This window comes from Bradyrhizobium sp. BTAi1, from assembly GCF_000015165.1.
Taxonomy (GTDB): Bacteria; Pseudomonadota; Alphaproteobacteria; order Rhizobiales; family Xanthobacteraceae; genus Bradyrhizobium; species Bradyrhizobium denitrificans.
In genome coordinates, this window is the sequence record NC_009485.1 from 6637230 (window position 1) to 6663682 (window position 26453).

General features: G+C 64.1%; 23 protein-coding genes. 9 read left to right on the top strand and 14 right to left on the bottom strand.

Annotated elements, in window-relative coordinates; all coding sequences use genetic code 11:
* Positions 1 to 130: 130 nt before the first annotated feature.
* From BBTA_RS29860 to BBTA_RS29870, 3 genes are all read left to right on the top strand, one after another.
* Positions 131 to 463 carry a hypothetical protein gene (locus BBTA_RS29860; protein WP_041750972.1) on the top strand — a complete coding sequence of 111 codons (333 nt, stop codon included), beginning with the start codon at positions 131 to 133 and terminating at the stop codon, positions 461 to 463.
* Between the two features lie 131 nt (positions 464 to 594).
* Positions 595 to 861 (top strand): helix-turn-helix domain-containing protein, encoded by a 267-nt coding sequence (locus BBTA_RS29865; protein ID WP_041750973.1) that lies wholly within the window; start codon positions 595 to 597, stop codon positions 859 to 861.
* 543 nt (positions 862 to 1404) lie between these two features.
* Positions 1405 to 2034 (top strand): LysE family translocator, encoded by a 630-nt coding sequence (locus BBTA_RS29870; protein ID WP_012046231.1) that lies wholly within the window; start codon positions 1405 to 1407, stop codon positions 2032 to 2034.
* A gap of 16 nt (positions 2035 to 2050) precedes the next feature.
* Here the strand turns inward: BBTA_RS29870 and BBTA_RS29875 are convergent, their stop codons facing one another.
* The 3 genes from BBTA_RS29875 to BBTA_RS29885 all read right to left on the bottom strand — a co-directional run bounded on the left by BBTA_RS29875 (position 2051) and on the right by BBTA_RS29885 (position 5682).
* Complete coding sequence (locus BBTA_RS29875; protein ID WP_012046232.1) at positions 2051 to 3193, bottom strand: helix-turn-helix transcriptional regulator; 1143 nt, start codon at positions 3191 to 3193, stop codon at positions 2051 to 2053.
* A 104-nt stretch (positions 3194 to 3297) separates the two neighbouring features.
* Positions 3298 to 5088, bottom strand: coding sequence for a hybrid sensor histidine kinase/response regulator (locus BBTA_RS29880; protein ID WP_012046233.1), 1791 nt, complete (start codon positions 5086 to 5088; stop codon positions 3298 to 3300).
* A complete protein-coding gene (locus BBTA_RS29885) occupies positions 5089 to 5682 on the bottom strand; it encodes a response regulator (protein ID WP_041751668.1) in 594 nt (197 codons plus the stop codon). It lies immediately after the preceding gene.
* Between the two features lie 235 nt (positions 5683 to 5917).
* Here BBTA_RS29885 and BBTA_RS41690 point away from each other — a divergent pair, with 235 nt between their 5' ends.
* Positions 5918 to 6046 carry a hypothetical protein gene (locus BBTA_RS41690; protein WP_256374679.1) on the top strand — a complete coding sequence of 43 codons (129 nt, stop codon included), beginning with the start codon at positions 5918 to 5920 and terminating at the stop codon, positions 6044 to 6046.
* 182 nt (positions 6047 to 6228) lie between these two features.
* On the opposite strand, the gene BBTA_RS39235 is transcribed toward BBTA_RS41690, so the two are convergent.
* Positions 6229 to 7581 (bottom strand): hypothetical protein, encoded by a 1353-nt coding sequence (locus BBTA_RS39235; RefSeq protein WP_012046235.1) that lies wholly within the window; start codon positions 7579 to 7581, stop codon positions 6229 to 6231.
* Positions 7578 to 7721: a hypothetical protein gene (locus BBTA_RS40955; RefSeq protein WP_168167927.1), complete on the bottom strand. Its 144-nt coding sequence runs from the start codon at positions 7719 to 7721 to the stop codon at positions 7578 to 7580. Before BBTA_RS40955 ends, BBTA_RS39235 begins: the two co-directional genes overlap by 4 nt.
* Before the next feature lie 618 nt (positions 7722 to 8339).
* On the opposite strand from BBTA_RS40955, the gene BBTA_RS38275 reads away from it, so the two are divergent.
* Positions 8340 to 11135: a hypothetical protein gene (locus BBTA_RS38275; RefSeq protein WP_049795412.1), complete on the top strand. Its 2796-nt coding sequence runs from the start codon at positions 8340 to 8342 to the stop codon at positions 11133 to 11135.
* Positions 11136 to 11160: 25 nt separating this feature from the next.
* Positions 11161 to 14019 carry a S8 family serine peptidase gene (locus BBTA_RS38280; RefSeq protein WP_012046237.1) on the top strand — a complete coding sequence of 953 codons (2859 nt, stop codon included), beginning with the start codon at positions 11161 to 11163 and terminating at the stop codon, positions 14017 to 14019.
* Here the strand turns inward: BBTA_RS38280 and BBTA_RS29910 are convergent.
* The 3 genes from BBTA_RS29910 to BBTA_RS29920 all read right to left on the bottom strand — a co-directional run bounded on the left by BBTA_RS29910 (position 14016) and on the right by BBTA_RS29920 (position 16393).
* The gene (locus BBTA_RS29910; RefSeq protein ID WP_041750974.1) at positions 14016 to 14324 is read right to left on the bottom strand and encodes a hypothetical protein; all 309 of its coding nucleotides are present in this window, start codon (positions 14322 to 14324) and stop codon (positions 14016 to 14018) included. The genes BBTA_RS38280 and BBTA_RS29910 overlap by 4 nt on opposite strands.
* Positions 14325 to 14597: 273 nt before the next feature.
* Entirely contained in the window at positions 14598 to 15053 is a 456-nt protein-coding gene (locus tag BBTA_RS29915) for a hypothetical protein (RefSeq protein ID WP_012046238.1), read from the bottom strand.
* Between the two features lie 410 nt (positions 15054 to 15463).
* Positions 15464 to 16393, bottom strand: coding sequence for a hydrogen peroxide-inducible genes activator (locus BBTA_RS29920; protein ID WP_041750975.1), 930 nt, complete (start codon positions 16391 to 16393; stop codon positions 15464 to 15466).
* Positions 16394 to 16507: 114 nt separating this feature from the next.
* On the opposite strand from BBTA_RS29920, the gene katG reads away from it, so the two are divergent.
* Complete coding sequence (gene katG, locus BBTA_RS29925; protein ID WP_012046240.1) at positions 16508 to 18688, top strand: catalase/peroxidase HPI; 2181 nt, start codon at positions 16508 to 16510, stop codon at positions 18686 to 18688.
* A gap of 96 nt (positions 18689 to 18784) precedes the next feature.
* Here katG and BBTA_RS29930 read toward each other — a convergent pair whose 3' ends face one another.
* On the bottom strand, positions 18785 to 19597 hold the full coding sequence (locus tag BBTA_RS29930; protein WP_041750976.1) for a lytic transglycosylase domain-containing protein: 813 nt from the start codon (positions 19595 to 19597) through the stop codon (positions 18785 to 18787).
* A gap of 350 nt (positions 19598 to 19947) precedes the next feature.
* Between BBTA_RS29930 and BBTA_RS29935 the strand changes: the two genes are divergently transcribed.
* A complete protein-coding gene (locus BBTA_RS29935; protein WP_012046242.1) occupies positions 19948 to 21117 on the top strand; it encodes a patatin-like phospholipase family protein in 1170 nt (389 codons plus the stop codon).
* Positions 21118 to 21224: 107 nt separating this feature from the next.
* Entirely contained in the window at positions 21225 to 21818 is a 594-nt protein-coding gene (locus BBTA_RS29940; RefSeq protein WP_012046243.1) for a PepSY domain-containing protein, read from the top strand.
* 9 nt (positions 21819 to 21827) lie between these two features.
* On the opposite strand, the gene BBTA_RS29945 is transcribed toward BBTA_RS29940, so the two are convergent.
* From BBTA_RS29945 to BBTA_RS29965, 5 genes are all read right to left on the bottom strand, one after another.
* Entirely contained in the window at positions 21828 to 22517 is a 690-nt protein-coding gene (locus BBTA_RS29945) for a TetR/AcrR family transcriptional regulator (protein WP_012046244.1), read from the bottom strand.
* Between the two features lie 156 nt (positions 22518 to 22673).
* Positions 22674 to 23396 (bottom strand): HAD-IA family hydrolase, encoded by a 723-nt coding sequence (locus BBTA_RS29950; RefSeq protein WP_012046245.1) that lies wholly within the window; start codon positions 23394 to 23396, stop codon positions 22674 to 22676.
* Positions 23393 to 24325: a CbbX protein gene (cbbX, locus tag BBTA_RS29955; protein WP_012046246.1), complete on the bottom strand. Its 933-nt coding sequence runs from the start codon at positions 24323 to 24325 to the stop codon at positions 23393 to 23395. Before cbbX ends, BBTA_RS29950 begins: the two co-directional genes overlap by 4 nt.
* Positions 24326 to 24484: 159 nt before the next feature.
* Entirely contained in the window at positions 24485 to 24904 is a 420-nt protein-coding gene (locus BBTA_RS29960; RefSeq protein ID WP_012046247.1) for a ribulose bisphosphate carboxylase small subunit, read from the bottom strand.
* Positions 24905 to 24978: 74 nt separating this feature from the next.
* The gene (locus BBTA_RS29965) at positions 24979 to 26439 is read right to left on the bottom strand and encodes a form I ribulose bisphosphate carboxylase large subunit (protein ID WP_012046248.1); all 1461 of its coding nucleotides are present in this window, start codon (positions 26437 to 26439) and stop codon (positions 24979 to 24981) included.
* Positions 26440 to 26453 lie beyond the last annotated feature (14 nt).

Below are 26453 nucleotides of genomic sequence, written 5' to 3' on the forward strand. Positions count from 1 at the left end.
ACCGGCCTGAGGCCGTAAAGGCTGGCGCTGTCGCCCCCCGCTTCGCGGCTTCGGCCTTGACGGCCTGACGCCGCCCCGGTTTGGGCTCTCCAAGCAGACAAGGCGGATAGCGCTCCCAATCCGGACTGCTATGCCCTGCACCAACCATGTGCTTGGCAACGGCTGCGACGACGCCTGCGCCGTGGACCGCAAGGCGCTGGAAAGCCGCGTGCTGACCGGGCTGCGCGAGCGCATGATGACGCCGGAGATCGACGCCGAGGTCATGCGCGCCTATTCGCAGGAAACCAATCGACTCAACCGCCAGCGCCGAAGCTCATTGGAATCCACCCGCCACGAGCTTGCCGAAGCCAGGAAAGGCCATCGCGGAGATCGCGCTCGTCATCGAGCAACGCGGTTGGCACCGCGCCCTGTCCGACCGGCTGACCGAGCTTGTGGCCAAACAGACAGCCTCACCGCCCGCTGAGCGGACGCCATAGCGTGGCACAGCGCAGACTTGGGCTGTTCACCTACGCCAAGACGCGTGACACAATGCGTACCATGGCTCATCCTCGCAGATCCCATGACCACGTTTCGACGAACAAGGCAGTGTCGAGTGTGGACAACGATAAGAGTACCGGAGTTGATCCGATCGACCCCTCGGCCCTCGGTTTTACGAAAGTAGCGTACGCGGTCGACGAGACACTTGAGTTGCTCAGTATCGGCCGCACTGCGCTGTACGCAGCGGTCAAACGAGGTGATCTCAAACGCGTCAAGTTCGGCAAAAAGACGTTGTTTTACGCTGCCGACCTTGCCGCGTTTATGGCGCGGCTTCGGCACCTGAGCGAATCGGATGAGAGCCAGGGCGATCACGGGCCTCGCTAGATATTAGCGCCTAAATGCAAGATTGACCTGCAGCCCGCCGTGGCACCGACAATCAAGCTGCTCGTGCCGGACCAACTTCAAAAAGTACTTTCCCGACTGATAGCGATCGAGCTACCTTCGTAGTTCGATCGGACGCGATGGACGACCAGAGCGCCGCTGGCGACTGCACGTAGGGCCGGCGGACCGATCTTCTTCCCCTTGGCAACTTTGTTGGTATCTTTGTTGGTACCCGTTGAATCAACATTTTGATAAGACCAAGAAACCCCTCAAGAAAAGCAGCTTCATATGGCGGCTGCCGGGCCCACCAGCGATTTCAGCGCCACGCTCGATCTGATCCTGCCGCGATTGGCTCCCGCATGCGCAAGGCCGGCATCCGTTGGCTCACGGCAGCGTCGGGACGGCTCGATCGTGCAGGAGAGCTCCTGGCAACGGAGAGGCTGCCACAGCGACGCGTCGTGACACTGCTGTCGTCAGTCAAATGAATGACGCGGCGAGTCATCGGCATCGCTAAGCAGAGCGCCGACATGAATCGGTAGCTCTCGGATGTCCTTGCCTCAATCTGTTGCAACGCTCATCGCCGGCGTCGGGGTTGGGCTGACGGTCGCGGCGCCGGTCGGACCGATGGGGATCCTCTGCATTCAGCGGACATTGACCTCCGGCGCAGCGGCGGGGCTGGCGACGGGGTTGGGCGCGGCCACGGTTCACCTGGCCTACAGCGCGCTCGCAGTCGCCGGCATCGGAGTGATCGTCCAGCCGTGGGTCGAAACCAATTCGCTCGTGCTCGGCACACTGTCGGGCTTCGCCCTGCTCTGGTTCGCCATGCGGATTCGCCAGCAGCCTGTCGCGCTTCCCGCCACGGATCGAGGCGATCACATCCGCCTGATCAGGGCCTATGCGAGCGCGATCGGACTCGGCGTGACCAACCCGCTTACGATCGTCCTGTTCTGCGCCGCGCTGCATACGCTGGTCGGGCATTCGGCAGGACTTCTGCTGACGGCGGGTGTGTTCCTCGGTTCGGCGCTGTGGTGGACCCTTCTGAGCACGACGATAGCCATCGTCCGCCTGCGCTTCGATTCGGACATCCTCAACATGAGCAACAAGCTGGCCAGCCTGCTGCTGATGGGGCTCGGCGCGCTGGCCCTCGCCAAGGCGTGTGGACGCCTGATGACCTGACCGGAAGGTCGCTCGCCTAGTTGCGTGGCAGCGTCACTTGCACGCTTCGCAACAGCGCAACGAGCTGGCTCTGCTGGCTGGTGCCGGTCTTGCCGAAGATCCGCCCGAGATGGGTACGCGCGGTGCTCACCCGAATCCCGATCAGGCCGGCGGCCTGCTTGAGCGACTGACCGGCTGCAATGGCTGCGGCGACGCGGGCCTCCTGCGGTGTCAGCTCGAAGAACTGGGCGATCGCTTCGGCAAACCCTGCGGGCAGCTCCTGTGAGAACCTGCGCGCAATCACGACCGCACATGGCTCCAAAGCGATCGTCGGGGTGCCGACACCCATCGAGGGACCGACGGAAATCGCCAGCGCGGCCGGATCACCCGCCGGGAGGGCCGGAACGATGAGAAGATCACCGCCGACACCCGGCAGGCTGCCGCGCCCGGCGGAACAGGCGTCGGCAACAAGCCGCTGCAGCCTGGTCGTGCTCTGAATGTCCGATGTCAGCAGCACGCCGCGCCTCTGGGACAGGCCGCTGTCGCGGTCCGACAGGATCTGCTCAGCCGCCTCGTTCCTGGCAAGAATGCGCAGGCCTGCGTCGACGGCGATGAGAGCGAACGGCAGATGCGACAGGCTCGTGGACACCAACTGCTCGATCCTGGTCTGCCGCGAGATCTCGACCGCGCGGGTGAGATGCGGCACGATCGTCCTCAGGAGCGCGAGATCGGCCGCGTCGAACGGGGGTTGATTGCGGCCGCGCTGAACGTCGAAGAACCATGTCGACGGCCCGGACGAGGCCAGCTTGCAGGTCAAGCCGCCATACATGTCCTGCGGCGCCATCCATTCGTTCCAGAGACGGCTCGCTCGCAGCGTCTCCCTGCCGATGAAGCTCAGATCGCTGTAGGTCGCCCCGACCTCCGCCTTTGCGACCGCGTGCTCGATGATGTTGGGCTCGTCGGCGAACTCCACGAGATAGCGGTCCTGGAAGGCCGGATCGTTGCTGGGCGCAATCAGGTCGTCGGGCCTCCGCTCGGGCCCGATCCGCACCAGGCAGGCTTTCGATCCATCGAACAGCGTCCGGAGCGATTCGACGGCTTGCGGCCAGAGCTTCGGGTCGTGAGCGGCCTGATAGATGTTGCCGATAGAGGCGATGACCGAACTCTCCGGAACGTGCATGGCTCAGTGATTCCAATTCGCGTCGAAAGGACCAAAGGTGGATGCGGGCTCGCGCTGCGACGCGCAGACGCTCTCATCGCAAAAAACGGTCATGTGCGATCGTCCTATTCCGCTGCCATGTCCGAGCTCAGAAGCGCGCTGAGCCGGATCGGCTGCACCGGCTTGCGCAACAGCAGCACGCCGCGCTGACGGGCGCCTTCCGCGATCTCCGGACCGATGTCTCCGGTCATCAGAACCAGCCGCGTGCGGTCCGCGTAAGCCGCGATGATCTTGTCAGCAATATTGAGCCCGGTTTCCGTGCCGGCCAAGCGGTAGTCGAGCAGGACGAGCCATCGCTTTCGTGCCGCCGCCTGGCCCAGGAAACGAAGTGCAGGCGCTCCGCCCTCGAAGGGCGCGCATTCATAGCCCCAATTGGTCAGCAGCCGACCGAGCGAATCGCGTGTCGTCGCGTCGTCGTCGATCACGAGCACACCCGGCTGATCCGACCGATCCGGCACGCTTATTTCCCGATTCATCGAATCTGTGTCGACGCTTGCCGGTGCGGCATCCGCCATCGGCACGGTAAGGCTGAAGCTGGTGCCGCGTCCGATCACCGACTTCACCTCGAGCGGCCAGTCCATCGCCTTGCAGAGGCGCCGAACGATGGCGAGCCCGATGCCAAGCCCCCTGTCGCGGTTGCGTTCGGGATTTCCGACCTGAAAGAAATCATCGAAGATCGCGTTGAGATGGCGAGGCTCGATGCCGATCCCGGTATCGACGATTTGGATTCTCACAGCTCCGGCGCGGCGGCGTGCGCCGATGAGGATGGCGCCCGTCTCGGTGTACTTGATCGCATTGCCGACGAGGTTGAGCAGAGCACGCTCGAGCAGAGCCGGATCGACCGAGCACCACAGATCGGACGGCCGCACCCGCAGGCGCAACGACTTGCGCCGGGCCTCGAGATCGAGCGTCGAAGCCACGCTGAGAAAGATCTCATGGACAGGCACGGCCCTGACGCTCGCGTTCCTGATATCGGCATCAGTGGCCGACACGCCCATGATCGCGTCGAATTGCCGGAGCAGGCTCGTCGCACAATCCTGCAGCCGCGCAATGATCTCGTTGCGGTCCTCCTGATCGGGCGAGCGTGCGAGAAGTTCGAAATACAGCCCCATCGCGTTCAGCGGCTGCCGCAGATCGTGGCTGGCCGCGCTGAAGAAGCGGGTCCTCTCCGCGAACAGCTCCTCGATCTGCTGCGCCTGCCGCGCCTTGACGTCGAGGAGTTCGGTGATGTCGAGGCGGATGTTGATCGCAGCCTCCGCCTTTTTCGCCGCCTTGGTACCGGTCGCCAGGACGAAGGGCAACAGCGCCAGGAGGGTGATGCCGGCCACCCGCTCGAGCTCGCCATCAAAGCTCAGGAACGACAGCGCCGCCGGAACGATCGCCGCCACCATCACGATCCACATGCTCGGCGTATAGTCGGCTCCGACGATCCACGTCGCACTCGTCACGAAGAAGATGACGGCGGTCAGCGGCAACAGCACCGATGCGGGAGCACCGTCGACGTGGAGAAGCAGAGGACTGAGCGACCAGGCGAACGCGTTGAGACCGAACAACGCCGCCTTGGCCCAGCCCCAGCGCCACAGAGTTTCGTCCGGGGGGCACACGACGCGGAACGCGTCGTTGATGTTGGTGATGAGGCACTCGGTCAGCACGACGAGAAAGGTCCAGATCGCCGCCCGGACCGGCGACAGGTCGCACAACAGCCAGACGAGCAGTCCGGCGGACGCCGCGCCACTTGTCGAAATCGCCTGGAGAACGCGGATGCCGCCGAGATAAGGAAGGGTCCGCGTGCCGAAGAAGAGATGGATGCGCTCGCGATAGAGCGCCCGCATGCGCGATGCTGTTCCGGCGGGCATTCAGATCAACCTCTGCCGCAAAGCTCGGGTGACGGCCTCTGTGCGATTGCCGACCTGCAACTGCTCGAAGATCCGCCCCCAATGCGCCCGGATCGTGCTTTCGCTGACGCCCAGCAGCTCGCAGATCTGCTTGTCGAGCAGGCCCTGGCTCGCATAGATCAGGATCTCGCGGCGCCGAAGCGACAGCGTGGTGCCGTCCGAAGCGGCGCCGACGGAGTCGTAGACCCGGCCTCCCGAAAACGCGATACGGATGGCAGCAACCAGATCTGCCGAGGTCTTGTCCTTGGAGAGACAGACCACGGCGCCCAATGACGCCGCGCCTTCCGCAAGCGCAGGCGAGAGATCTGCACAGAGCAGCCCCACCGCGATGAGCGGGTATCGCGTCCTGACCTCCTTGAGCAGCGACAATCCATCGCCGTCCGGGAGACGATAGTCGGAAAGACAGAGGTCGACCTCGTGGGCGGCGAGCAACGCCAGTGTCGCGCTGCAGTTCTCCGCAGTTGCCACACTGAGATCCTCGATCTCGAGTTCAAGCGTGCGGCGCACGGCATCCCTGTAGATGGGATGATCGTCTACGAAGAGGAGCGACCGCACCAGTTCCACCTTGCCACTACGATAATACTTCTTTCCCGCTTTTGGCCTGAGACGGACGGCCGGCGCCGCTTATTCGTCGCCAGACAGCCCCATCCAGACGTGTGCAGGCGCTGCGCTATGCACCTTTTTTTACATAGATCCACCAGATGGGGGAGCTATCGAAAACAACAGCTCGCGCCCGGCCGCCGATTCGGCTGAGACGATGCGAATTCCGTCGCGGTGGGGGACACACCCGATGATCGGGCACAAAAAAGAAGACGACTCGGGAGACGACCGGATTTCACCCGGGGCGGCGCTGACGAGAAGCGCGTTCATCACGGCGATCGTCGCCGTGATGCTGGTGTTGCTCTGGCTCGTCCGGTGATCCGGAACAGCACGGCCGGTCAGCGCGGCGCGTGCAATCCCTGTTCGCGAGCTTTACCTGGACCTTCGAACCGAAGAGCCCCAACGATCACCTTCAAATCGCGGACCGCGCTCACGTCATCTTGACCGGCGTGATAGCTCCCACCCCGGCTTCGCCATGTCGGCGCAGAACGGCCGATCGGCTCACGCGAGCGTCTCGCCCGCCAATTGCAGCGACTTCAGCATGACCGCGGCACCGCACTGCGCTGAGACCGCATTCTCGTCATAGACGTGATCGCGGACAAATTTGCCCCGGGTGTAATGCGTGGAGAAGCTCCACAAATAAGGCGAGTTGATCCCCTTCGTGCGATAGCTGAAGCCGTTGTATCCCTCGAAGCGATACAGAGTGCGCGCGATGCTCCAGTCCGACTGTCCGGCAAATCCCTCGAACGTGATGGCGTCGATGGCACTCGACAGCCAGTCGTTTGGCGGGTTCCAGCGCGGTGGCCGATTGGCCGGCACATTGACCGTGCGCGCGCGGAGCGGATCGCCATTATGCAGATGGCCCTGAAAGTTGAAGCTGGCCTCGAGCGCATGGACGATGCCGATGAACCACCATGGCGCGCCGGTCGCCGCGCTGACCTGTTCGTAGCGCGGCTTGTTCTGCAACAGCTTCGCGCGATGCCAGGCAACGCTGTCCGCGCGCTCCGGGCGAATCCGACAGCTCGCCCACAGCTCCTCATAGCCCGCCTTGAGCGTGTCAAAGCTTGGCCGCGCCGCCTCTTCGTCCTCCTCCGCCCGAACCGGGCGCTCACTGGTCGCATAGGAGGCCAGCAATCTCGCGATCTCGTCCTGGGCATCGATCAGCCGCTCGAAGATCGGGCGGTCGGCATTGCCCGGCAATGAGTCAAGCGCGGCAGCGAACAGGTCGGACGGCGCCACACCCGCCTCCCCACCGGCAGATTCCAGGTCAGGACGCGGCCGAATATCCCAATCCTTCACATCATCATAGGCTGCCTTGTCCGACTTCACCGAGATATGGCAGTGATGATTGTGCGGATTTGAGCCCGTATATGTTCGCCAAGCCCAGGCAGCTGCGGCGCCGACCGGCTGCGAATTGGCGATCCTGCGATTCGAGATGATGTATTTGACGCGGTCGTCCCGGCTGGCGCGGATCGCTTCGGCGAGTTTGCCGGCATCGCAGCCATGGGCAGGGTCGTGTGTCACGTCCAGAGCCGTGACGACGCCGATGCCCGCGTCAACGATCCAGGGATTGTGGTCGGATTCTCGGCTCTGGTGGCGGATATCACCGATCGTACCGTCACTGGCGGTGCTGCGATTTGGAAAGGCCGCATTGACCTGGGCGCGCAGGCGTTCGAGCGACTTCGCGACGCGCCAGCGGCTGACCGCGGCCTCAAGCATAGGTTCCGGCGGCGCGGCGGGATCGACATGCAGATCGTCTCCCGAGCGCATGATCTCTTGCGCGACTTCCGCCGCGGGTCTGACGTTCAGCTCAAAGCTTGCATTGGGCCCTTGGCCGCTCGCCGGATCGCTCATGTCGTGCCCTCCGCTTTGCCGCGTTTATCGTGCTTCAGGTGCTCGCGGCCGCAGGTCTCCCAGTCCCCGTCGTGACAGCGAGGACCATTTGCGATCGCCATAATTGCGGCGATCCGCGCCGAGGCCACAATCAGATTCATCCGCTGTCTTCCGAGCATTCATTCGGGAAGACATGCCAAGCGGTCGTCACCTGGCCAGCACCGCTAAGGCAACCAGACTGACCCATCTGCTATTGATCAACACGCGACAGCGAAATGCACTGTCGAAAAAGCCGTAATATAAGAGCCGGATTCCTAAGAGGCGTCGTCAGAGCTTCACGAGCCTGTGGAACTCAACAAGCGACCTATCGCTCGTTGAAACAAAAGACTTTTATACGTCCGAGCAACCAGACCATCTGGCTGCTTCGCCCGTGACCATGATCAATGCCGATTTGAAAATCGAACAATCGCGATCAGATGCCACGGTCGAGAATGGCGACCGTAGACGTGTGTCACGTCACACGAGCAGCGGTTCAACTCAGCAGTCAAAACATTTCTATGCCGGAGGCGACCTCATGATGCGGCGCGCAAGCTCCGCGAACTACCAGAACGCAGGACGCATCTGCAGCACGGGCTTCTGTATTGTCTACAACTACAATTTGCATTATCATTTTGCGACATGCTTGGCTGACGGCCGCAAATTCCTTTTCATTTGTCGATTAATGCTCCCGCCTGGACGCTGGAGAAGTGAGGCAGCCTCAACATTGGGAGGACCACGCCATGAGTCTCGAAGCCGTTTCAAAGGCGCGTGACTTCGTCCAAGCCGCTCCGTTGCCGCCTCGCCTTGCCGTTCTGGAAGACGCTGCCTCTCCGGTCGATCAGGCGCTGTCGCGGGCGAAGGATCAAGCGGCCGTGGTCGGCTCTGACGTCATCTCCTTCGTCAACGGCGTGACCACCGAACAGCGACAGGATCTGATCAACTCGGCGCTGCTGGCGCAGCTGGTCGCCAAGGTGGAGGTGCCCGACGCGAACAGGATCTATGAATGGTACCAGTCATATTTCACCGTGTTGAAGAACATCGGCTGGGTCGTTCAGGTCGATCAGTTCGCAACCTACCACACCGACAGCGCCGGCTTTCAGGCGCATGAAGCGATCATCGGCCTTGCGACGACGCTGCTGGGACCGGGCACAGGCGCGCTCGCCGTCGTGAAGGCCACGCTCGACGCCCTCAAGAGCATGGATGCGAACAGTCCGTGGATGACGATCTTCAATCGCGAGAGCCAGACCGGCAAGACAGCGCGGTTCCAGGTGACGCTGGCCGAGCCCGATGACAAGCACGGCTTCCTGGTGACGCTGATGGCGTTCGGATTGGAAGCCCGCTCGACCCTCACCCAGGTTCTGTTCTTCAAGTTCCGCACCAGCGAGGCCGAGCTCAAGCATTTCGAAGGGAAGGTCACGATCGACGCGGACGTGCTCGCCGGCGTGCGCGGAGACATCAAGTCAAAGCTCGCCGATCACGTCGCCAGCTACGTTCGAAAGCTGCCGGACCTGAGCGTGCTCCGTCGGCCTCCTCCGATCACCACACGGGACTCCCTGGAGAGCTTGTCGCCGCTGTCCGAGCAGTTGCTCGGAAATATCACTGATGAGGCCGTGACGGAGGCTGCAGGATTCCGCGAGGACCCCATTAGCGAACTGCCAGGCGCGCCACAGCTCGAGTCCACCGAACTGCCGGCGGACTGGCGTGCGACCATCTCGCTCACAGGATACCAATTCATCGTTCGTTGGGAGACCGGCGGACGATCCTATTATGAGAACGTCATCAAGGGCCGCCCGATCTGGCCTGGCTATTCGTCCGGCATTACGATCGGCTGCGGCTGGGATCTCGGCTACCACACGAAGCAGGAGTTCCTGTCGCAATGGGGCGCGCAGCTGGCGCGCGCCGATTTCGACCGTCTTGCCCCAACCATCGGCTTTCGCACGGTCGAGCCTGGTCGCGCCGCGAAGGTGACGCAGGCGCAAGCCCTGATCCGCAGCCTCAGCGATATCGTCGTGCCCTGGTCGGTGGCGATCGACCAGTTCGACAATGTGAAATATCCCGCCCTGATCCGTCAGTTCTATCAGGCGCTCGACAATCTCGACCGGCTCCATCCGCATTGCAGGGGCGCGCTGCTGAGCCTGACATTCAATCGTGGCGCGGCTTTTGCTGCGCCCGGTCCGCGCTTCACCGAGATGCGCGAGATCGGAGCCGCGATGCGCGCAGGCAGCCTGGACGATGTCGCCCGGATTCCGGACCTGATCCGCGGCATGAAGCGCCTCTGGGGCGCCAGCTCCAGTCTTTCCGAACGGAGAGAAGGCGAGGCTCGCTTGTTCGAAGCCGGGCTCGCCGAAATGCGGATGACCGCGCGGATCGCGGCCCATGCGACGGGGACGACCGAGAGCGCGCTCGAAAGCGCCCCGATCGTGGAGACGTTCGAGAGCGCTGAGGCCACGCAGAGCGATGACGCCGACGTCGCGGAGATCAATGCGATCCTCGCCGACCAGGACCTCGAAGCGGCAGGCCTGACTGTGGCGTCGGTGCGCTGGAACCCGAAGGATGACGAGCAGCCGGACTATCGGCACCTCGACACGTCGCTGGCCGGCAAGGCCTTCGAGCTCACACCCGGCGATCTCGATGCGCTGATCGCCGCCAATGAATTCGCGCCGCTGCCGGGCAAGATGATGTTCGCGCTGCGCGGCGCCTCATTGGGCGCGGCCAAGCGCGAGGACGCGACCAGCATCGTCATCACGGACCAGCGACCGGATCACCGCAACTTCCGTTGCATCATCGGCGTCTATGATCGCGAGCGGAAGACGCTGAGCGCCTATCAGGCCTCGACCGTTCCCAACGCGGCCTATGTCTTCAAATGCTATGCGATGGCTCAGGTCGGCGCGAGCACGGCCAACCTGACCGGCAACATATTGCCGACCGGCTGCTATACCTACACGGTCGGCACACATCATCCCGGCACCAATCGGGAAATACCCACCGTGTTGCGGCTGTCGGACAGCGCCAGCGGCGCGTCATCGGCCGTCGTTCTCCGCTCGCTGACCGACACGATCTACGACCGGCTCGATGCGTTCATGATCACGGCGCCGGCGGACAATGTTCATCCCGGCCAGATGTCACGCGGCTTCTCGTCGGCCGGCTGCCTGACGCTGCCGGGCTTCTATGCGAACGGCCAGCATACCGGCATCTGGAGCGACTTCCGGGCGGCCCTCGGAGTTACCTCCGGCTCGAACGGCAAGCAGTTTTCCATGATGCTCCTCACCGGGCTCGACGCCGCCGTCGCCGCACAGGTCAGGGCCGGGACACGAACCAGCGCGGACATCAGCCGGCTGCGCCACGGCTCGTCCGGCGCGCGGGTCGCCGCGCTCCAGCAGGCGCTCGGCATCGCGCCGCAAGCGAACGCTCAGCTCGGACCGAAGACGCGGCAGGCCCTCATCGCGCGACAGGTCAGCAAATTGGGATGGGCCGACGGGATCTACGCGCCGGTCATGGACGGCATGCTCGGACTTCAGATTTACCCCTCGACCTGAACGGTCGAGCCACGGGGAGCTTGCGATGTCAGCCGATACCGCCATCGTCGCGATCATGTCGGCCACCTCGCCGAATGTCGTCAAGCCGCAAGCGCCCCCTGCCCGCTTCTTCCTGGTGGCGCCCGCGGGAGATGACATCGCCGCGACCAAGACCAAGATCGCATCCCAGCTTGCTCCGCTGCACGCCACCGTGTCGGCGCTGTCCAGCGCCGCGCCGCGCGATCTTGTCATCACCATTCCGGACCGCACCTTCGTCGGTCCCGCTCAGGGCGCTTTCCTCGCCGCGCACGCGCTCGAAGACGCGCTCGGCCTTGCACCGATCGAGCCTGAGCTGATTCACGCAATCATGCCGATCGATCAGCTCGACGACCGGCGCGAGCTGGAGGCGGTCGAGAAATTCCCGCCAGGCTGCTGGGTCGACGAGGAATCCGAGATTGAGCAGAACAAGTCATGGGCCGTCAGCCGCTTGCGGCTGCAAGACGCATGGAAGCTTTCCGACGAGTTGGGACGGCCCAGCCGCGGCGCGGGCGTGGCGATCTGTCAAATCGATACCGGCGTCATCAGCCACCCGGAGCTGGCGGGGGTCGTTCGCGCAGGCTCCTACAACGTGATCGGCGACGGCACGACGCCGGAAGATCCGACCGATCCGCTGAACTACGCGGGCAATCCCGGCCACGGCACCGCCACCGCCAGCGTCGCGATCAGTCCGGAATCTCTCGACGTCGTCGGCGCGGCTCCCAAGGCCAGGCACATTCCCATTCGCGCGATCGAGAATGTCGTCCGCATCTCGCAGACCAGCGTCGCCGAGGCGATGGATCGGGCCGTCGCATTGGGCGCGGACGTGATCTCGCTGTCGCTTGGCGGCATCTGGTCGTGGGCGCTGCAGCGCGCGCTTGAGCGCGCCGTCGCCGCCGATGTGATCGTGGTCGCAGCGGCCGGCAATTGCGTCGGGCTCGTCGTCTGGCCGGCGCGCTTCGACGACTGCATTGCCGTGGCCGGAACGGACTTCCACGACAAGCCATGGATCGGCTCCTGCCGGGGCCCCACGGTCGCGATCTCGGCGCCGGGACAGAATGTCTATCGCGCCGCTGCGACCACTGGACGATCCGGCCAGGGGCAAGGCACCAGTTTCGCGGTGGCGCTGATCGCAGGTGTTGCCGCCTGCTGGCTGGCACATCATGGTCGCGGCACCATCATCGCCGAAGCGCGCCGTCGCAAGGAGACCGTGCAGGAGATGTTCCGGCGGCTGCTGCGCGCCACGGCGCGCAAGCCGGCCCCGGATTGGGATTCATTCAACATGGGCGTCGGCATCGCCGATGCGCTTGCTCTGCTGCAAGCCGGTCTTGATGCCGGCATCGGCATCGAGGCGCCGCGCGCGCCCGACATGGTCCGTCGGGGCGATGAATCGCTCCGGCAATTCGCCCTCGAAGCCTTCGGTCCGCCGGCCCTGAAGGCTGATGTCGACTGGATGAAATTCGGCGGCGAGACCAGCCTTGCCGTTCTTCAGCAAAAACTGAGACGGACCGCGCCGGGTCTGGAGTCGGCGGCCGGCGCGGAGGTCGAGGTCCCGCTCAAAGTGCGGCAGGCGCTCGAGGCCGTCACCGACAGCAGCATCGCGCCTGCGATCCGTCCTGCGCGGAGCGATGCCGGACAGCCCGCTGACGGGCGCATCGTCCAGTTGAAGCAGATGATTGCGGCGCGCCATGCCGCCGAGCGCTCAACCGGAAATCTGGAGAGTGCCGGGGCCGGCGACCTGCGGCTCGCCGATGCGATCGATCTCGAATCATCCTTGCCGCCGGACGCGCCCATGCCGCATCCCGACGACATCCTTCAACGTGTATCAGCGGTCATGGCCGCGATGCCGCCCCGCGAAATCGGCGACCCCGTCGCCTTTGGCCAAGCCTTGGAGGTCATGTACCGGCACGGCGGCCAGGCGCTCAGCAAGCTTCCCGACGTCGGACTCGGCCCGCCGCAGCACTTCGCCGCCAGCGAGCGCATGGCGCTCGAGGCGATCGTGATCGCGGACGGCTCGCGGCCCAGCTTTCTGCTGGAGAACGGGCTGCCGCCGGCGTCGCATCCGTTCCTCGGAATCTGGGCCGCGACGATGGCCGCACGGCGCGAGGACATTCAGCGCGTCGCCGGATGCGTCGGACGCGTGCAGCCGACGCACGGCAATGCGTCCAACTTCATCGGCACCGCCACCATCGTCGACGCGGCACGAGGCCTCGCGCTCACCAACTATCACGTCGTCGACGATGCCAGACGGAAGTGGCTGATTCCAATGACCGCCAACGGCAACCGCTTGTCGATACCGGCCGGATTGGAAGTCGATTTCGCCGGAGAAGCGGCGACGCTCGACCAGAGGCGGTTCAAGGTGGTCGAGGCCATCCTGCCCGACGGCTTCGGGCGAGGTTTCGGCAGCGTTGACGCAGCTCTGCTGCGGCTTGAGCCGATCACGGCGGGCGATCGTCTGCCGGCAGGACAGGTCCATCTCGACGCGCGCGCGGCCTTCGCCAATGGTGGCGTTCCGTCCCTGGCGGTGATCGGTTTCCCCGGCCCCGCGCCCATGAGCGGCGGCACGGACGTCGATTGGAATTTCGTCACCAATGCGCTGTTCGGCAACCTGTTCGGCTTCAAGCGGCTCGCGCCCGGCAAATTCAGGCGCAGCCTCGGTTTCGACGAGCACGACACACTCGGCTCGGTGTTCGGGCATGACGCAACGACATTCGGCGGCGCCTCGGGCTCGTTCGTGCTGGCCTGGACGGACCAGGAGATGCCCGGCTTCGGAATCCATTTCGCGGGCGTCACGTCCGATACCAACTCGGCGATTGCCGTGGCCAAGATCGCCGACGTTCTGCGAAAGCTCGAGGTGTCGGTGGCTTAGGTGAGTCTTCCGCCGCATTGCCCGCAATTAGTTCGCTTGGGATTGACCGCACCTCGAACGGCCTTACGCACGTCTATGAGTAAACGAACCTCGGCTGAGTGCGGCTTCTCGGCTTGAGAGACAAATGGCATTCTGAGCAAGACAACAGTCAGGGCACGTACAATGGCGAGCTGCTCTTGCTCGTAAATTTCGAGGTCAGGCTCAGCGATTTCGGTTTTTTTCATGATCTCCCAGATTCCCGGCGAGTAATTCTCCAAGGCCAAGATAGCTTCTCGGATTTGTTCGTCGGTATAGAATGTGCTCATGAAAAGTCACCTGCTTGGCCCATCGCCGTTCTGCATCCTAAGCGCCGACAGAAGATCTTGGCGGTTAGGGGACGTTGTAGCCAGGTTGTCCGCTGCGTTAGACAATGCAACCTCGGAGACCATTCATACTTCAACCGCTGTCGACGGCGAACCAGACGTCAGGCGGCGCACCGCCTAATGAGCATCTGCCCAAGCGTCCTGCCCCAAACTTCGAGATGCGAGACTGTGACGGCTCGCGCAGTCTCGCATCATCATCAGATCAAAGCGCCGAGATCACCACCAGGGGCCGCCCCAGCCACCATAATAGCGATGGTGCCAATAGGGTCGGCCGTAATAGGGCCTAGCGTAATAGGGGCGGGCGTAATACGGCGCGTAGCCAATGCCGACATAGCCGTAGCCTGGGCCGTCGTAATAATCATAGGGGTCACCCCAGGCAAAGGGCGTTGTCGTCGCGGCAATCCCTGCGCCCAACAAGGCGCCGGCGGCGAGTGCTCCACCACCCCAGCCCCAGCCGCCACCGCGCCAGCCACCGCCGTGCCATCCGCCACCATGCCATCCGCCGCCGAAACCGCGACCGCCATAGCGAACCGCAACCGTGCCAGAGGCGGCGGCGTCAGGCTTGGCGGCCGCGGACAGCCCGGTCATGGGCGCAGACGAGGCCGGCGCACTCGCACCGGCCAGCAGCGCGCCCGACAGGGCCAGCGCCGCAACATAGTTGAAGCTTCGCATTGCAACACTCCTCGACCGAAGGTCATCACGCTTGACCGTGCGCCGAAAATCATCCGCCACGGTCCTCCGTCGCGACGGCGACGGCCTCGAGCACGTGAGTTGCTCAACGCTACGAACCGCCGGTACGCACCCGGGTTCCAATGGAGAAAGCTGATCAGCCCGCGCGCATAGCGGCTATCCGCGCAGTGCCGACGCGGACTGCTCGAACCGCCGGAACGATCAAGGCCGGTGCTGGCACGTTCGGTTCTGAGCGCGCCGGTCGCGTCCTGCGCGATGGCGTGCGGCGGCCGCTGGGTCAGTGATATGTGTGCGCGGCGCGGCGGCCGTCAGACAAGGCGCCCCTGAGAACATGCCCACCGCGTCACAGCCTCGCGGCAAGCAAGGCGGGGGAGGTCGATACGATCAGCGGCTCACCTCCGCCGCTTACGTCCCTGCCCCACATTGGCCTGTTTGCGCAGGCCCTCTGCGGCGCTGCCCACGATCTCTGAAATGTGCAGCAACTGCTTGGCCAGCGGGCTGGTCTTGCGCCAGACCATGCCGATGGTTCGCGAGGGCTGCGGCTCGGCAAAGCGCGCCAGCGATACCGCGGCCGAGCGCGTCTCGACGCCGACCGCCATCTCCGGGATCAAGGTCACCCCCATGCCGGCGCCGACCATCTGCACCAGTGTCGAGAGCGAGGACGCATCGAGCATCTCGCGCGGCGCCTGCATATTGCAGAATGACAGCGCCTGGTCGCGGAAGCAGTGCCCCTCCTCCAGCAGCAACAGTCGCATCTCACGCAGGCTCTCGCTGCTCGGCACCGGCGCGCCTTCAAACTCGGGCGGCCGCACCAGCAGAAAATTCTCCGCAAACAGCGCGACCTCGGTCAGTGACGGCTCGGACACCGGAAGCGCGAGAATGGCGGCATCGAGCCGCCCCTCCAACAGCTCTTCGAGCAGGGTCGGCGTCTTCGATTCCCGCACATGAATGTCGATCTCAGGTTGCTTGCGCATCAGGCTCCCGATCACCCGCGGCAGCAGATAGGGCGCGACTGTCGGGATGATGCCGAGGCGGAGTCGGCCGATCAACTTATCGCGAGACGCGCGGGCGAAATCGCCGAGCTCGTCGACCGAGCGCAAAATCTCGCGCACGCGCTCCGCGAGTTGCTCGCCAAAACGCGTCAGCACCACCTGCCGCGCATTGCGCTCGAGCAGGACGCCGCCCAGCGCGTCCTCCATCTCCTTGATTTGCATCGACAACGCCGGCTGCGAGATCGAGCAGGCTTCGGCCGCGCGGCCGAAATGGCCGAGACGCGCCAGCGCATCGAAATAACGGAGCTGTCGCATCGTCAAATGTATCATCAGATTATCTTATCGTGACAATCACCAAAGTCAATTTCCCCTGATCGATCTCACCGCGTAGGGTCCGGCCGCGCCCGTAGGGGGAAACCATGCCGATCAGGTCAGGAGGCAAAAATGGATGATGTCAGCAAGTGCCCGTTTTCGGGCGGCGTGAAGGGATTCAAGAACAAGGATTGGTGGCCGAACCAGCTTGATCTGTCGGTGCTGCATCAGCACTCGAACCTGTCCGATCCGCTCGGCGAGGCGTTTGATTACGCCAAGGAATTCAAGAGCCTCGATCTCGACGCGCTGGTGAAGGATCTGCACGCGCTGATGACGGATTCGCAGGAATGGTGGCCGGCCGATTTCGGTCATTATGGCCCGCTGTTCATCCGCATGGCCTGGCATGCCGCCGGCACCTATCGTATCGGCGACGGCCGCGGCGGCGCCGGCACCGGTCAGCAGCGTTTCGCCCCGCTGAACAGCTGGCCAGACAATGCCAACCTCGACAAGGCCCGTCGCCTGCTGTGGCCGATCAAGCAGAAATACGGCCAGAAGATCTCCTGGGCCGACCTGTTCGTGCTCACCGGCAACGTCGCGCTGGAATCGATGGGCTTCAAGACCTTCGGCTTCGGCGGCGGTCGCGCCGATACCTGGGAGCCGGAGCAGGACATCTATTGGGGTCCGGAGGGCAAGTGGCTCGCCGACGAGCGCTACAGCGGCGATCGTGAGCTCGCCGGCTCATTGGCCGCCGTGCAGATGGGCCTGATCTACGTCAACCCGGAAGGCCCGAACGGCAACCCCGACCCGCTGGCTGCCGCGCGCGACATCCGCGAGACGTTCGCCCGCATGGCGATGAACGACGAGGAAACGGTGGCGTTGATTGCCGGTGGTCACACCTTCGGCAAGACCCACGGCGCCGGTGACGCGTCGCTGGTCGGTGCGGAGCCGGAAGGCGCCGACATCGCGCAGCAGGGCCTCGGCTGGGCCAGCAAATATGGCTCGGGCAAGGGCGGCGACGCCATCACCTCAGGTCTCGAGGTGATCTGGACGACGACGCCAACCAAGTGGAGCAACAACTTCTTCTGGAACCTGTTCGGCTATGAATGGGAGCTGACCAAGAGCCCGGCCGGCGCACACCAGTGGAAGCCGAAGCACGGCGCTGGCGCCAACACCGTGCCGGATGCGCATGATCCGTCGAAGCGCCACGCGCCGTCGATGCTCACCACCGACCTCGCACTGCGCTTCGACCCGGCCTATGAGAAGATCTCGCGCCGCTTCCTGGAGAACCCGGATCAGTTCGCCGACGCCTTCGCCCGCGCCTGGTTCAAGCTGACCCACCGCGATATGGGTCCGAAGGTGCGCTATCTCGGCCCGCTGGTGCCGAAGGAAGATCTGGTCTGGCAGGATCCGGTGCCGGCGCTCGATCATCCCGTCGTCGACGACAAGGATGTCGCGACGCTCAAGTCGAAGATCCTCGCTTCGGGCCTGTCGGTCGGGCAGCTGATCTCGACCGCCTGGGCCTCGGCCTCCACGTTCCGCGGCTCGGACAAGCGAGGCGGTGCCAATGGCGCGCGCATCCGTCTTGCTCCGCAGAAGGATTGGGCGGTCAACAACCCGGCCGAACTCGCCAAGGTGCTCTCGACGCTCGAGGGTATCCAGAAGGAGTTCAATGCATCGGCCACCGGTGGCAAGAAGATCTCGATTGCCGACCTGATCGTGCTGGCCGGCAATGCGGGTGTCGAAGCCGCGGCCAAGAAGGCCGGCGTCGATGTGGCAGTGCCGTTCGCACCGGGCCGCACCGACGCCTCGCAGGAGCAGACCGACGTCGAGTCGTTCGCGGTGCTCGAACCGACCCATGACGGCTTCCGCAACTATCTCAGCGGCAAGCAGTGGCTATCCGGCGAGGAGCTCCTGGTCGACAAGGCTCAGCTGCTCACGCTGACCGCGCCGGAGATGACCGTGCTGGTCGGCGGCCTGCGCGTGCTCGGCGCCAATGCCAATGGCTCCAAGCATGGCGTGTTCACGGCGCAGACCGAGACGCTCTCGAACGACTTCTTCGTCAACCTGCTCGATATGGGCGTGGCCTGGACGCCGGTCGACAAGGGCGAGCACACTTTCGAGGGCCGCGACCGCAAGTCCGGTGCCGTGAAGTGGACCGCGACCCGCGCCGACCTGATCTTCGGCTCGCACTCGCAGCTGCGCGCGCTGGCTGAAGTCTATGCCAGCTCGGACGCCAAGCAGAAGTTCGTCAAGGATTTCGTCGCCGCCTGGACCAAGGTGATGAACCTCGACCGCTTCGATCTGAAGGCCTGAGTTTAGCGTCACGGCCGATCGGATCAGAGAAGAGCGGCGCTTCAGCGATGAAGCGCCGCTTTTTCATGTTTACATACCCGGCGCTGAGGGCACGTCTTACCGCTGCGCGGCTGAGCCACCACCGTCGATCTGGCGGCCCATCAGGGCGATGGCCTTCTGGTAGACGCCGGCGGCGTTCCAGGCCTCGATGGCGGCGAAGTTCGGCTCGCCGGGCTGATAGCCAGCGCCGGCCTTCCAGCCATTGGCGCGCAGGAAGTTGGCGGTGGAGGCCAGCGCGTTGGCGGCGACGTCGAGATTGCCGACGCCATAGGCCAGGATGTTCTTGGGCATGAACTGGGTCTGCCCGACCTCGCCATGCATCGAGCCGCGCGTGTTGCCCGACAGCACGCCGCGGTCGATCAGCTTCAACGCGGCATAGAGCTGCTCGGTGAAGAATTCCGGCCGGCGGCAATCATAGGCGAGCGTGGCGATCGACGACAGCATGTGCTGGTTGCCGCGCTGGCTGCCGAACGCGCTCTCCATGCCCCAGATCGCGATCAACGGGCCCGGCGGCACGCCGTAGCGCTGCTCGATGGAGGCGAACATCGCCGCCTGCGACTGCTTCAGCTGCCGGCCGCGCGCAACGATCGCAGCGGCCCCGCGCTTGGCCAGGAACTGGTCGAGCGACAGCTGGAAGCTGCGCTGACCGCGATCGGCGGCGATGGTGGCGGACGCGTAGTTGGTCTGCATCAGCGCCGCGATCGCGGTGCCGCCGACGCCCTTGGCCCTCGCCTCCTCGCTGAACTCGCGCTTCCAGGCATCGAAGCCCGCAGGCGACGTACCGCACTGCGCCGCCTGCGCACCACTCAGTCCCGCAAGCAGCACCATCGCGGTCAAAGCCGTCCTGATCGTGGCCTGGCCCTTGGTCATTCCGCCGTCCTCTTCTCTGGTCTGTGGCACGAGCGCTCTTGTGTTTCCATGAGCGACTCATGCGCCTGCACGCGCGATCAACGCGGTGATCGGCATTGCTGTGCCGCGCTGTTGAACCGCCGCAACCTATCGGAAATGACGTCCATGTCCTAGCCGCAGGCGTTGGATCGCACCCAAGCCGGTTCCCATCTACGCGGTGGCTGTCGCGGCGCATGCATCGCTGGGCTCAACAGCCTGCTTATGCGATCGAGGTCCGGTCTGCGCGCCACGATGGGCGGCGCTCCTTTCAGGCTTGATTAATATACATGAACAATACTATACGGTATCGTTTTTAACAGGTGGAGTGCGGCGTGAAACCAGGTTCCAAGCAGGCGGGCAGCGTGGCCGTCGCAATCTGCGTTGCCGCGCTGCTGCTCTCGGCCTGCGCGTCCGTTCAGCGCGCGACCTACTCGGCGGATGAGGCCAAGCGGGCCCGCATCGACGGCTTCGGCGCAATCCGCATGTGGGCCGATGCGCCCCCCGAGACCTTCAACGTGGCGTCGTTCACGCCGAGGCCACAGCCGAACCGGCCCTTCGCCTATCTTGCGCTGTCGGGCGGCGGCGGCGACGGCGCGTTCGGCGCCGGAATTCTGAACGGCTGGAGCGAGAGCGGCGCGCGTCCTGAATTCACGGTCGTCTCGGGCGTGAGCACTGGCGCCCTGATCGCGCCGTTTGCGTTTCTCGGACCGGCTTACGATCCGACGCTGAAGGAGATGTATACGAGCGGCCTCGCCAGTTCGTTCGCCGCCTCTCCCAATGCGCTGGGGGCGGTATTTGGCTCCGCACTGTTCGATAACCAGCCGCTTCGCGACGCCATCAGCCGGTATGCAACGGCCGAACTGCTAGAAGCGATTGCCAAGGAACACGCAAAGGGGCGACGGCTGTTCGTCGTGACCACCGATCTGGATGCGGGCCGCCCGGTGCTATGGAACATGGGTGAAATCGCGTCGGCGCGAACGCCGCAGGCGCTCGCTTTATTCCGGCAGGTGCTGACGGCATCGGCCAGCGTTCCCGTCGCCTTCCCGCCATCGCTGATCGCCGCCTCCTCCGACGGCAAGCCGATCGAGGAGATGCATGTCGACGGCGGCGTTTCGACGCAGGTCTTCACCTTTCCCGATCGCCTGCTGATGCAGCCCGACACCTCTCGGCGCATGGCGGCACCGAAACCGGCGATTTACATCATCATGAACGGCCGGATCTCGACCGAATTCCAGCCCGTCGAGAACAGCACCAAGGCAATCGCGATCCGCTCACTGGGAATGAAGAGCAAGCGCGAGATCCAGGGCTATCTGTCGGCGACCTATCAATTTGCCAAGCACAACGGGCTCGCCTTCAACATGACCGCGATCGACTCATCCGTTCCCGAAGGCCCGGGAGTGGGATTCGATACCGACTATATGCGCTCGTTATATGCACTTGGCTATGACAGCGCCCGCTCCGGGCAGTTCTGGGTCCAGACCCCCGCTCCGCCGCGATCTTGACAGCGGCGAGGAAAGGAATTATAAAACTATACAGTTTCGTTTTATCTTACTGCTTTGGCGGGGAATCCTCTACAAGCACCGACCGATGTCCGAGACAGCGGGGAGCCATGAGACGAATCATTCTGTTCACTTTGATGCTGTTGTCGTGGAGCTCCCTGGCCCATGCCGTCCCCAACGCCTCGACGGCGGGGGGGCAAGCCTCGGATCCGCAAACCTCCAGCTCGAATGATCCGGCGCTGAGCCAGGAAACCATCGACCGCGAGCTCGACCGGTTCCGCCGCACCGAGGTGTCGCTGCACCAGGCGCTGCGGATCGCCGAGAAGATTCATCCCGGCTCGAAAACCGCAGACATCAGCTTCGAAGGCGGACTCGACGTGCCTGTCTACAAGGTCCGGACGCTGCAAAGCGGACAGATCTGGGAGTCCGACATCGACTGCTCCACCGCCAAGGTGCTGAACAGCGTGCTGTTCTCGACGGTCCAGGGGCTGAATGAAAGCGACCGCAACAGCCTGACCGCGCTCGATACGGTGTCTCTGAAGATGTCGGATGCGATCCGGATCGCCGAGCGATCCGCGGCAGGCAAGGCCATCAGCGGTGGCCTGATGACCAAGGACGGCAAGCTCGCCTTTGTCGTGGTGGTGGTCAGCGGCAAGGATCTGAAGCAAGTCACGCTGGAGCCCACGTCGCCACGGCGGCGCTGATCGCGCTCCCTAATCCTTGCCTTGCAGGGCGAGGAAGATCTTGACCCGCTCGCGAATGAAGACGGGCATCTGCTTGCGAAGGGTTTTCTCGTCCAATCCCATCAGCGCGCGCATCATCAGCGGCAGGACGGTCAGATCGATGAAGATCTCCGCAGAGGCCTCCCAGGCCTTTGCAGGCGGGCGTCTCGCCCCGCTTCCGGGGGAGCGAAACGTTTCGGCCAGCAGCACGGCCACCGCGTGCGCCGCACGTTTGCGCGTGACCTCGTGAACCTCGCAGCTGAGATCGGGAAAGCGATAGGCCTCTCCGATCGTTACGCGCAACAGGCCGAGCGTCTCCTTCAACCCGCGATTGACGATGGTCGTCGCCAGCCCGACCAGTTTCTCCTGAACAGTTCCGGCGGGCGCCGTGTAGGAGCCGAAATTCATCAGTTCATTGAGGGAGCGCTCGATGATGGCCGCAAACAAGGCCGGCTTGCCGGAGTATCGCGCATAGATGGTCGGTTTGGACGCCGGCGCCCGTTCCGCGATCTCATCGATGCTGGTGCCGTCGAAACCGCGCTCCAGGAAAACCTCGCGCGCGGCATCCAGGATCCGCGCTTCGATGTCGCCGGCCAATGCCTTCGGAGGCCGGCCCACCCGACCGCGCACGGCATCCCGCGCTACGGCACTTCGCTTAACCTTGGCCAGCGTGCGGGCCATACTCCCGGACCTCGAGTCGACATGTGAACATGTCGATAACGCATTACACGGTCTGGGCGCCGCCGCGATAGAACGCGATTGTGGGAGCAGCTATGCGCACGCATAGTGGCGTACAACATCGGAAACCCTTGAAGACGCTCACTTCATCGAAAGACCTCAAACGCCGAGCTCGCTGAGGTCGTCGAGCACTGCGAGCGCGCCGTCGAAAATATCATCGTGAAAGTAGAGGCTCCGCGTGATGAGCACCGGCACGCCGGCGCGGGTCGCCGCCATCAGCCCATTGCCTGAATCCTCGATCGCCAGGCAGCTTGCACCAGGCAGATCGAGTTGTGACAGCACCTCGATGTAGACGTCCGGCGCCGGCTTCTTCCGCGCGACGTCGTCGGCAGCAACGACCGCTGCGAACATCGTCTCCCAATCCTGCCCCAAGACGGGGGCCAGCAGCGCATCAATATTGACCCGCGTGGTGGTGGTCGCAATTGCGATCCGCTGCCCGCGACCGATTGCCGCGTCGAGCAGCGCTCTCACTCCTGGGCGCAATGGACAGCCCTTGTCGGCCATCAGCGCGGCAAAACGCTCGGTCTTGACCCGATGCAGCCGGGCAATGATGGCATCGCTCAATGGCGGCCCCGTCCGTCGCATCTGGTCGAAGGCGCGAATACGTTCCTTGCCGCCAGCCACCCGCAACAATTCCTTGTAGACACGGCGTCCCCAGTGCCAATCGATGCCGGTCGCCACGAAGGCTTCATTGAAGGCCTCGCGATGCAGCTCCTCGGTTTCCGCCAACGTGCCGTCAACATCGAAGATCAGCGCACCGGCATCGGCGATCCGGCGCTTGAGGTCGTCGAGCGGGGCGTTTTTCACCAGCGCGAGACTCATGGCTGCGCCTCCGTCTTACCCTGCCCGTGCGCGAACACGCGGCTCGCCAGCACGTCGCTGGCCTCGATCGACATCACTTCATCGGACGTCAACACACGGTCGAGCCGCGACACCAGGCGGTTGGCCTGACGCAGGCGGACGCGATCCAGCGCATTGCGGATGGAGCGCGCATTGGAGAACAGCGGCTGCGTGCGGCGCACCGCGATATATTTTTCGAATGCTGCGCGCGCCTCCGGCGAGAAGCGGTAGTTCTGCCCTTCCAGCATCATCTCGGCGATCGTCAGCAGCTCGCCCTCGGAATAGTCCGGGAAGTCGATATGATGGGCGATGCGGGAGCGGAAGCCGGGATTGCTCTGAAAGAACTTTTCCATGCGATCGGCATAGCCGGCGAGGATCACCACGAGGTCCTCACGCTGTGACTCCATGATCTGCAGCAGGATCTCGATCGATTCCTGGCCGTAGTCCCGCTCGTTCTCGGGCCGATAGAGATAATAGGCCTCGTCGATGAACAGCACGCCGCCCATCGCCTTCTTCAGCACCTCCTTGGTCTTCGGTGCGGTATGGCCGATATATTGACCGACGAGATCGTCGCGGGTGACGCTGATCACGTGGCCGCGGCGGACGAAGCCGAGCCGGTGCAGGATGCCGGCCATGCGCAGCGCGACCGTGGTCTTGCCGGTGCCGGGATTGCCGGTGAATGACATGTGCAGCGTCGGAAAGGTCGTCGCCAGCCCCATCTTGCGCCGGATACGCTCCATCAGCAGCAGCGAGGCGATCTCGCGGATCCGCGTCTTGACCGGCGCAAGACCGACCAGCTCACGGTCGAGCTGTTCCAGGACGGGGGCGATCTCGACGCTCTCGAACTCGCGGCGCAAGTCGATCGTATCGACCGGAGTGGCCTGGCTGGCGTCCGCCTGCGTAGCCTGCATCATGGATCCGTGCTCCGCTTGCCGAAGTTCGCATGCACTGGCGGCAGCTCCTCCCGCGAACTCCGGCAAACAGGGGACGCCGTCAAATCGGATTTCGTCGTTGCGGCAGAGTCGGCGCTGAAGTCCCGCTCTTCCCGGGGGACTTCAGCGCTTCCGTCGTTATGAGTAGCGCTCGCCTTCCGGGCGCTCGGCCGCGTAGGACCGCGTCGAGTAACGCAGATTGCGGCCGACGGTTTCCTGACGATCGAGCCGGAAGCCAGGTTCATGCTTCGGCCGGTTGACGATGAAGGACAACCGGGTCGATTCCCAGCCGTGGCTGGAATCGAACGCCGAGATGCGGATGTAGCGGTCGCCATAGATCTTCCGGCACTCGGCCAACTCGTGCATGATGCCGGCCGCATCGCGCAGGTCGAACATCGGCAGGCCCCACATCTCCCAATAGGTATTGCGGGGGTGCGGATCGTCGGTGAACTCGATGTTCACGGCCCAGCCCTTTTCGAGGGAGTACTGGACCTGGGCCGCGATCTGGTCGTCGGTCAGATCGGGAAGAAAAGAGAAGCAGCCTTGGGTCACGCGCATGTTGATATCTCCTGATGTGGCGCAGCCTGGCGAGCCGGTGTCCGGCCCGCAGCGCGGCGGCGGTTCGAACCGGGTTAAGCGGCGGGAGTGACGGTCGGCACGAAGTCCGGCGAGTCGGTGGATTCGTAGTTGAAGGTCACGTCCTTCCAGATCTCCAGCGCCTCGCGCAGCGGCGTGCAGGTCTGCGCCGCCTTGGCCAGGATCTCCGGGCCCTCATGCACGTAGTCGCGGCCCTCGTTGCGGGCGAGGATCATCGCCTCGAGCGCGACGCGGTTGGCGGTGGCGCCGGCGGCGATGCCGCGCGGATGGCCGATGGTGCCGCCACCGAACTGCAGCACGACATCCTCGCCGAGCAGATCGAGCAGCTGGTGCATCTGGCCGGCATGAATGCCGCCGGACGCCACCGGCATCAGCTTGTTCAGGCTGGCCCAATGCTGGTCGAAGAACACGCCATGCTCCAGCCGCATCGGATTGAAGTCCTCGCGGCAGATGTCATAATAGCCGCGCGTGGTGTTCGGATCGCCCTCGAGCTTGCCGACCACGGTGCCGGCATGGATGTGATCGACGCCGGCGAGCCGCATCCATTTGGCGATCACGCGGAACGACACGCCGTGCGCGCGCTGCCGCGTGTAGGTCGAGTGTCCGGCGCGATGCAGGTGCAGGATCATGTCGTTGCGGCGCGCCCATTTCGCCATTGACTGGATCGCGGTGTAGCCGATCACGAGATCGATCATGATGATCGTCGAGCCGAGCTCCTTGGCGAACTCGGCACGCTCATACATGTCCTCCATGGTCGCCGCGGTGACGTTGAGATAGGTGCCCTTGATCTCACCGGTGGCCGCCTGCGCCTTGTTGACCGCCTCCATGCAATACAGGAAGCGTTCGCGCCAATGCATGAAGGGCTGCGAGTTGATGTTCTCGTCGTCCTTGGTGAAGTCGAGACCGCCCTTCAGCGCCTCGTAGACCACGCGGCCATAGTTGCGGCCGGACAGGCCGAGCTTCGGCTTGACAGTGGCGCCAAGCAGCGGCCGGCCGAACTTGTCGAGCCGCTCGCGCTCGACGACGATGCCGGTGGCCGGGCCCTGGAACGTCTTCACATAGGCGACCGGCAGCCGCATGTCCTCCAGACGCAGCGCCTTGAGCGGCTTGAAGCCGAACACATTGCCGATGATCGAGGCGGTGAGGTTAGCAATCGAACCCGGCTCGAACAGGTCGAGATCATAGGCGATGTAGGCGAAATAGCTGCCCGGCGAGCCCGGCACCGGCTCGACCCGGTAGCACTTGGCGCGATACTTCTCCGCGGCAGTCAGGCGATCGGTCCACACCACGGTCCAGGTCGCCGTCGACGACTCGCCGGCGACCGCGGCGCAGGCCTCGACCGGATCCACACCGTCCTGCGGCGTGACGCGGAACAGCGCAATCACGTCGGTGTCCTTGGGCTGATAGGACGGCTCCCAATAGCCCATCTTCTTGTATTCCATGACGCCGGACTTGTAGCGATCCTTGCCGCGCACGGTGATGGATTGATCGTTCATGTGTTCCTCCTGAT

What these genes read in the sequence shown, in the direction of transcription:
- BBTA_RS29860 (WP_041750972.1), top strand. Translation starts at nt 131, where the DNA reads ATGCCCTGCACCAACCATGTGCTTGGCAACGGCTGCGACGACGCCTGC.
- BBTA_RS40955 (WP_168167927.1), bottom strand. Translation starts at nt 7,721, where the DNA reads ATGAATCTGATTGTGGCCTCGGCGCGGATCGCCGCAATTATGGCGATC.
- BBTA_RS29910 (WP_041750974.1), bottom strand. Translation starts at nt 14,324, where the DNA reads ATGAGCACATTCTATACCGACGAACAAATCCGAGAAGCTATCTTGGCC.
- BBTA_RS29945 (WP_012046244.1), bottom strand. Translation starts at nt 22,517, where the DNA reads ATGGCCCGCACGCTGGCCAAGGTTAAGCGAAGTGCCGTAGCGCGGGAT.
- BBTA_RS29880 (WP_012046233.1), bottom strand. Translation starts at nt 5,088, where the DNA reads ATGCCCGCCGGAACAGCATCGCGCATGCGGGCGCTCTATCGCGAGCGC.
- BBTA_RS29915 (WP_012046238.1), bottom strand. Translation starts at nt 15,053, where the DNA reads ATGCGAAGCTTCAACTATGTTGCGGCGCTGGCCCTGTCGGGCGCGCTG.
- BBTA_RS29920 (WP_041750975.1), bottom strand. Translation starts at nt 16,393, where the DNA reads ATGATACATTTGACGATGCGACAGCTCCGTTATTTCGATGCGCTGGCG.
- BBTA_RS29960 (WP_012046247.1), bottom strand. Translation starts at nt 24,904, where the DNA reads ATGCGCGTGACCCAAGGCTGCTTCTCTTTTCTTCCCGATCTGACCGAC.
- BBTA_RS29965 (WP_012046248.1), bottom strand. Translation starts at nt 26,439, where the DNA reads ATGAACGATCAATCCATCACCGTGCGCGGCAAGGATCGCTACAAGTCC.
- BBTA_RS41690 (WP_256374679.1), top strand. Translation starts at nt 5,918, where the DNA reads ATGATCGGGCACAAAAAAGAAGACGACTCGGGAGACGACCGGATTTCA.
- BBTA_RS38280 (WP_012046237.1), top strand. Translation starts at nt 11,161, where the DNA reads ATGTCAGCCGATACCGCCATCGTCGCGATCATGTCGGCCACCTCGCCG.
- BBTA_RS29930 (WP_041750976.1), bottom strand. Translation starts at nt 19,597, where the DNA reads ATGACCAAGGGCCAGGCCACGATCAGGACGGCTTTGACCGCGATGGTG.
- BBTA_RS39235 (WP_012046235.1), bottom strand. Translation starts at nt 7,581, where the DNA reads ATGAGCGATCCGGCGAGCGGCCAAGGGCCCAATGCAAGCTTTGAGCTG.
- cbbX (WP_012046246.1), bottom strand. Translation starts at nt 24,325, where the DNA reads ATGCAGGCTACGCAGGCGGACGCCAGCCAGGCCACTCCGGTCGATACG.
- BBTA_RS38275 (WP_049795412.1), top strand. Translation starts at nt 8,340, where the DNA reads ATGAGTCTCGAAGCCGTTTCAAAGGCGCGTGACTTCGTCCAAGCCGCT.
- BBTA_RS29875 (WP_012046232.1), bottom strand. Translation starts at nt 3,193, where the DNA reads ATGCACGTTCCGGAGAGTTCGGTCATCGCCTCTATCGGCAACATCTAT.
- BBTA_RS29950 (WP_012046245.1), bottom strand. Translation starts at nt 23,396, where the DNA reads ATGAGTCTCGCGCTGGTGAAAAACGCCCCGCTCGACGACCTCAAGCGC.
- BBTA_RS29940 (WP_012046243.1), top strand. Translation starts at nt 21,225, where the DNA reads ATGAGACGAATCATTCTGTTCACTTTGATGCTGTTGTCGTGGAGCTCC.
- katG (WP_012046240.1), top strand. Translation starts at nt 16,508, where the DNA reads ATGGATGATGTCAGCAAGTGCCCGTTTTCGGGCGGCGTGAAGGGATTC.
- BBTA_RS29870 (WP_012046231.1), top strand. Translation starts at nt 1,405, where the DNA reads ATGTCCTTGCCTCAATCTGTTGCAACGCTCATCGCCGGCGTCGGGGTT.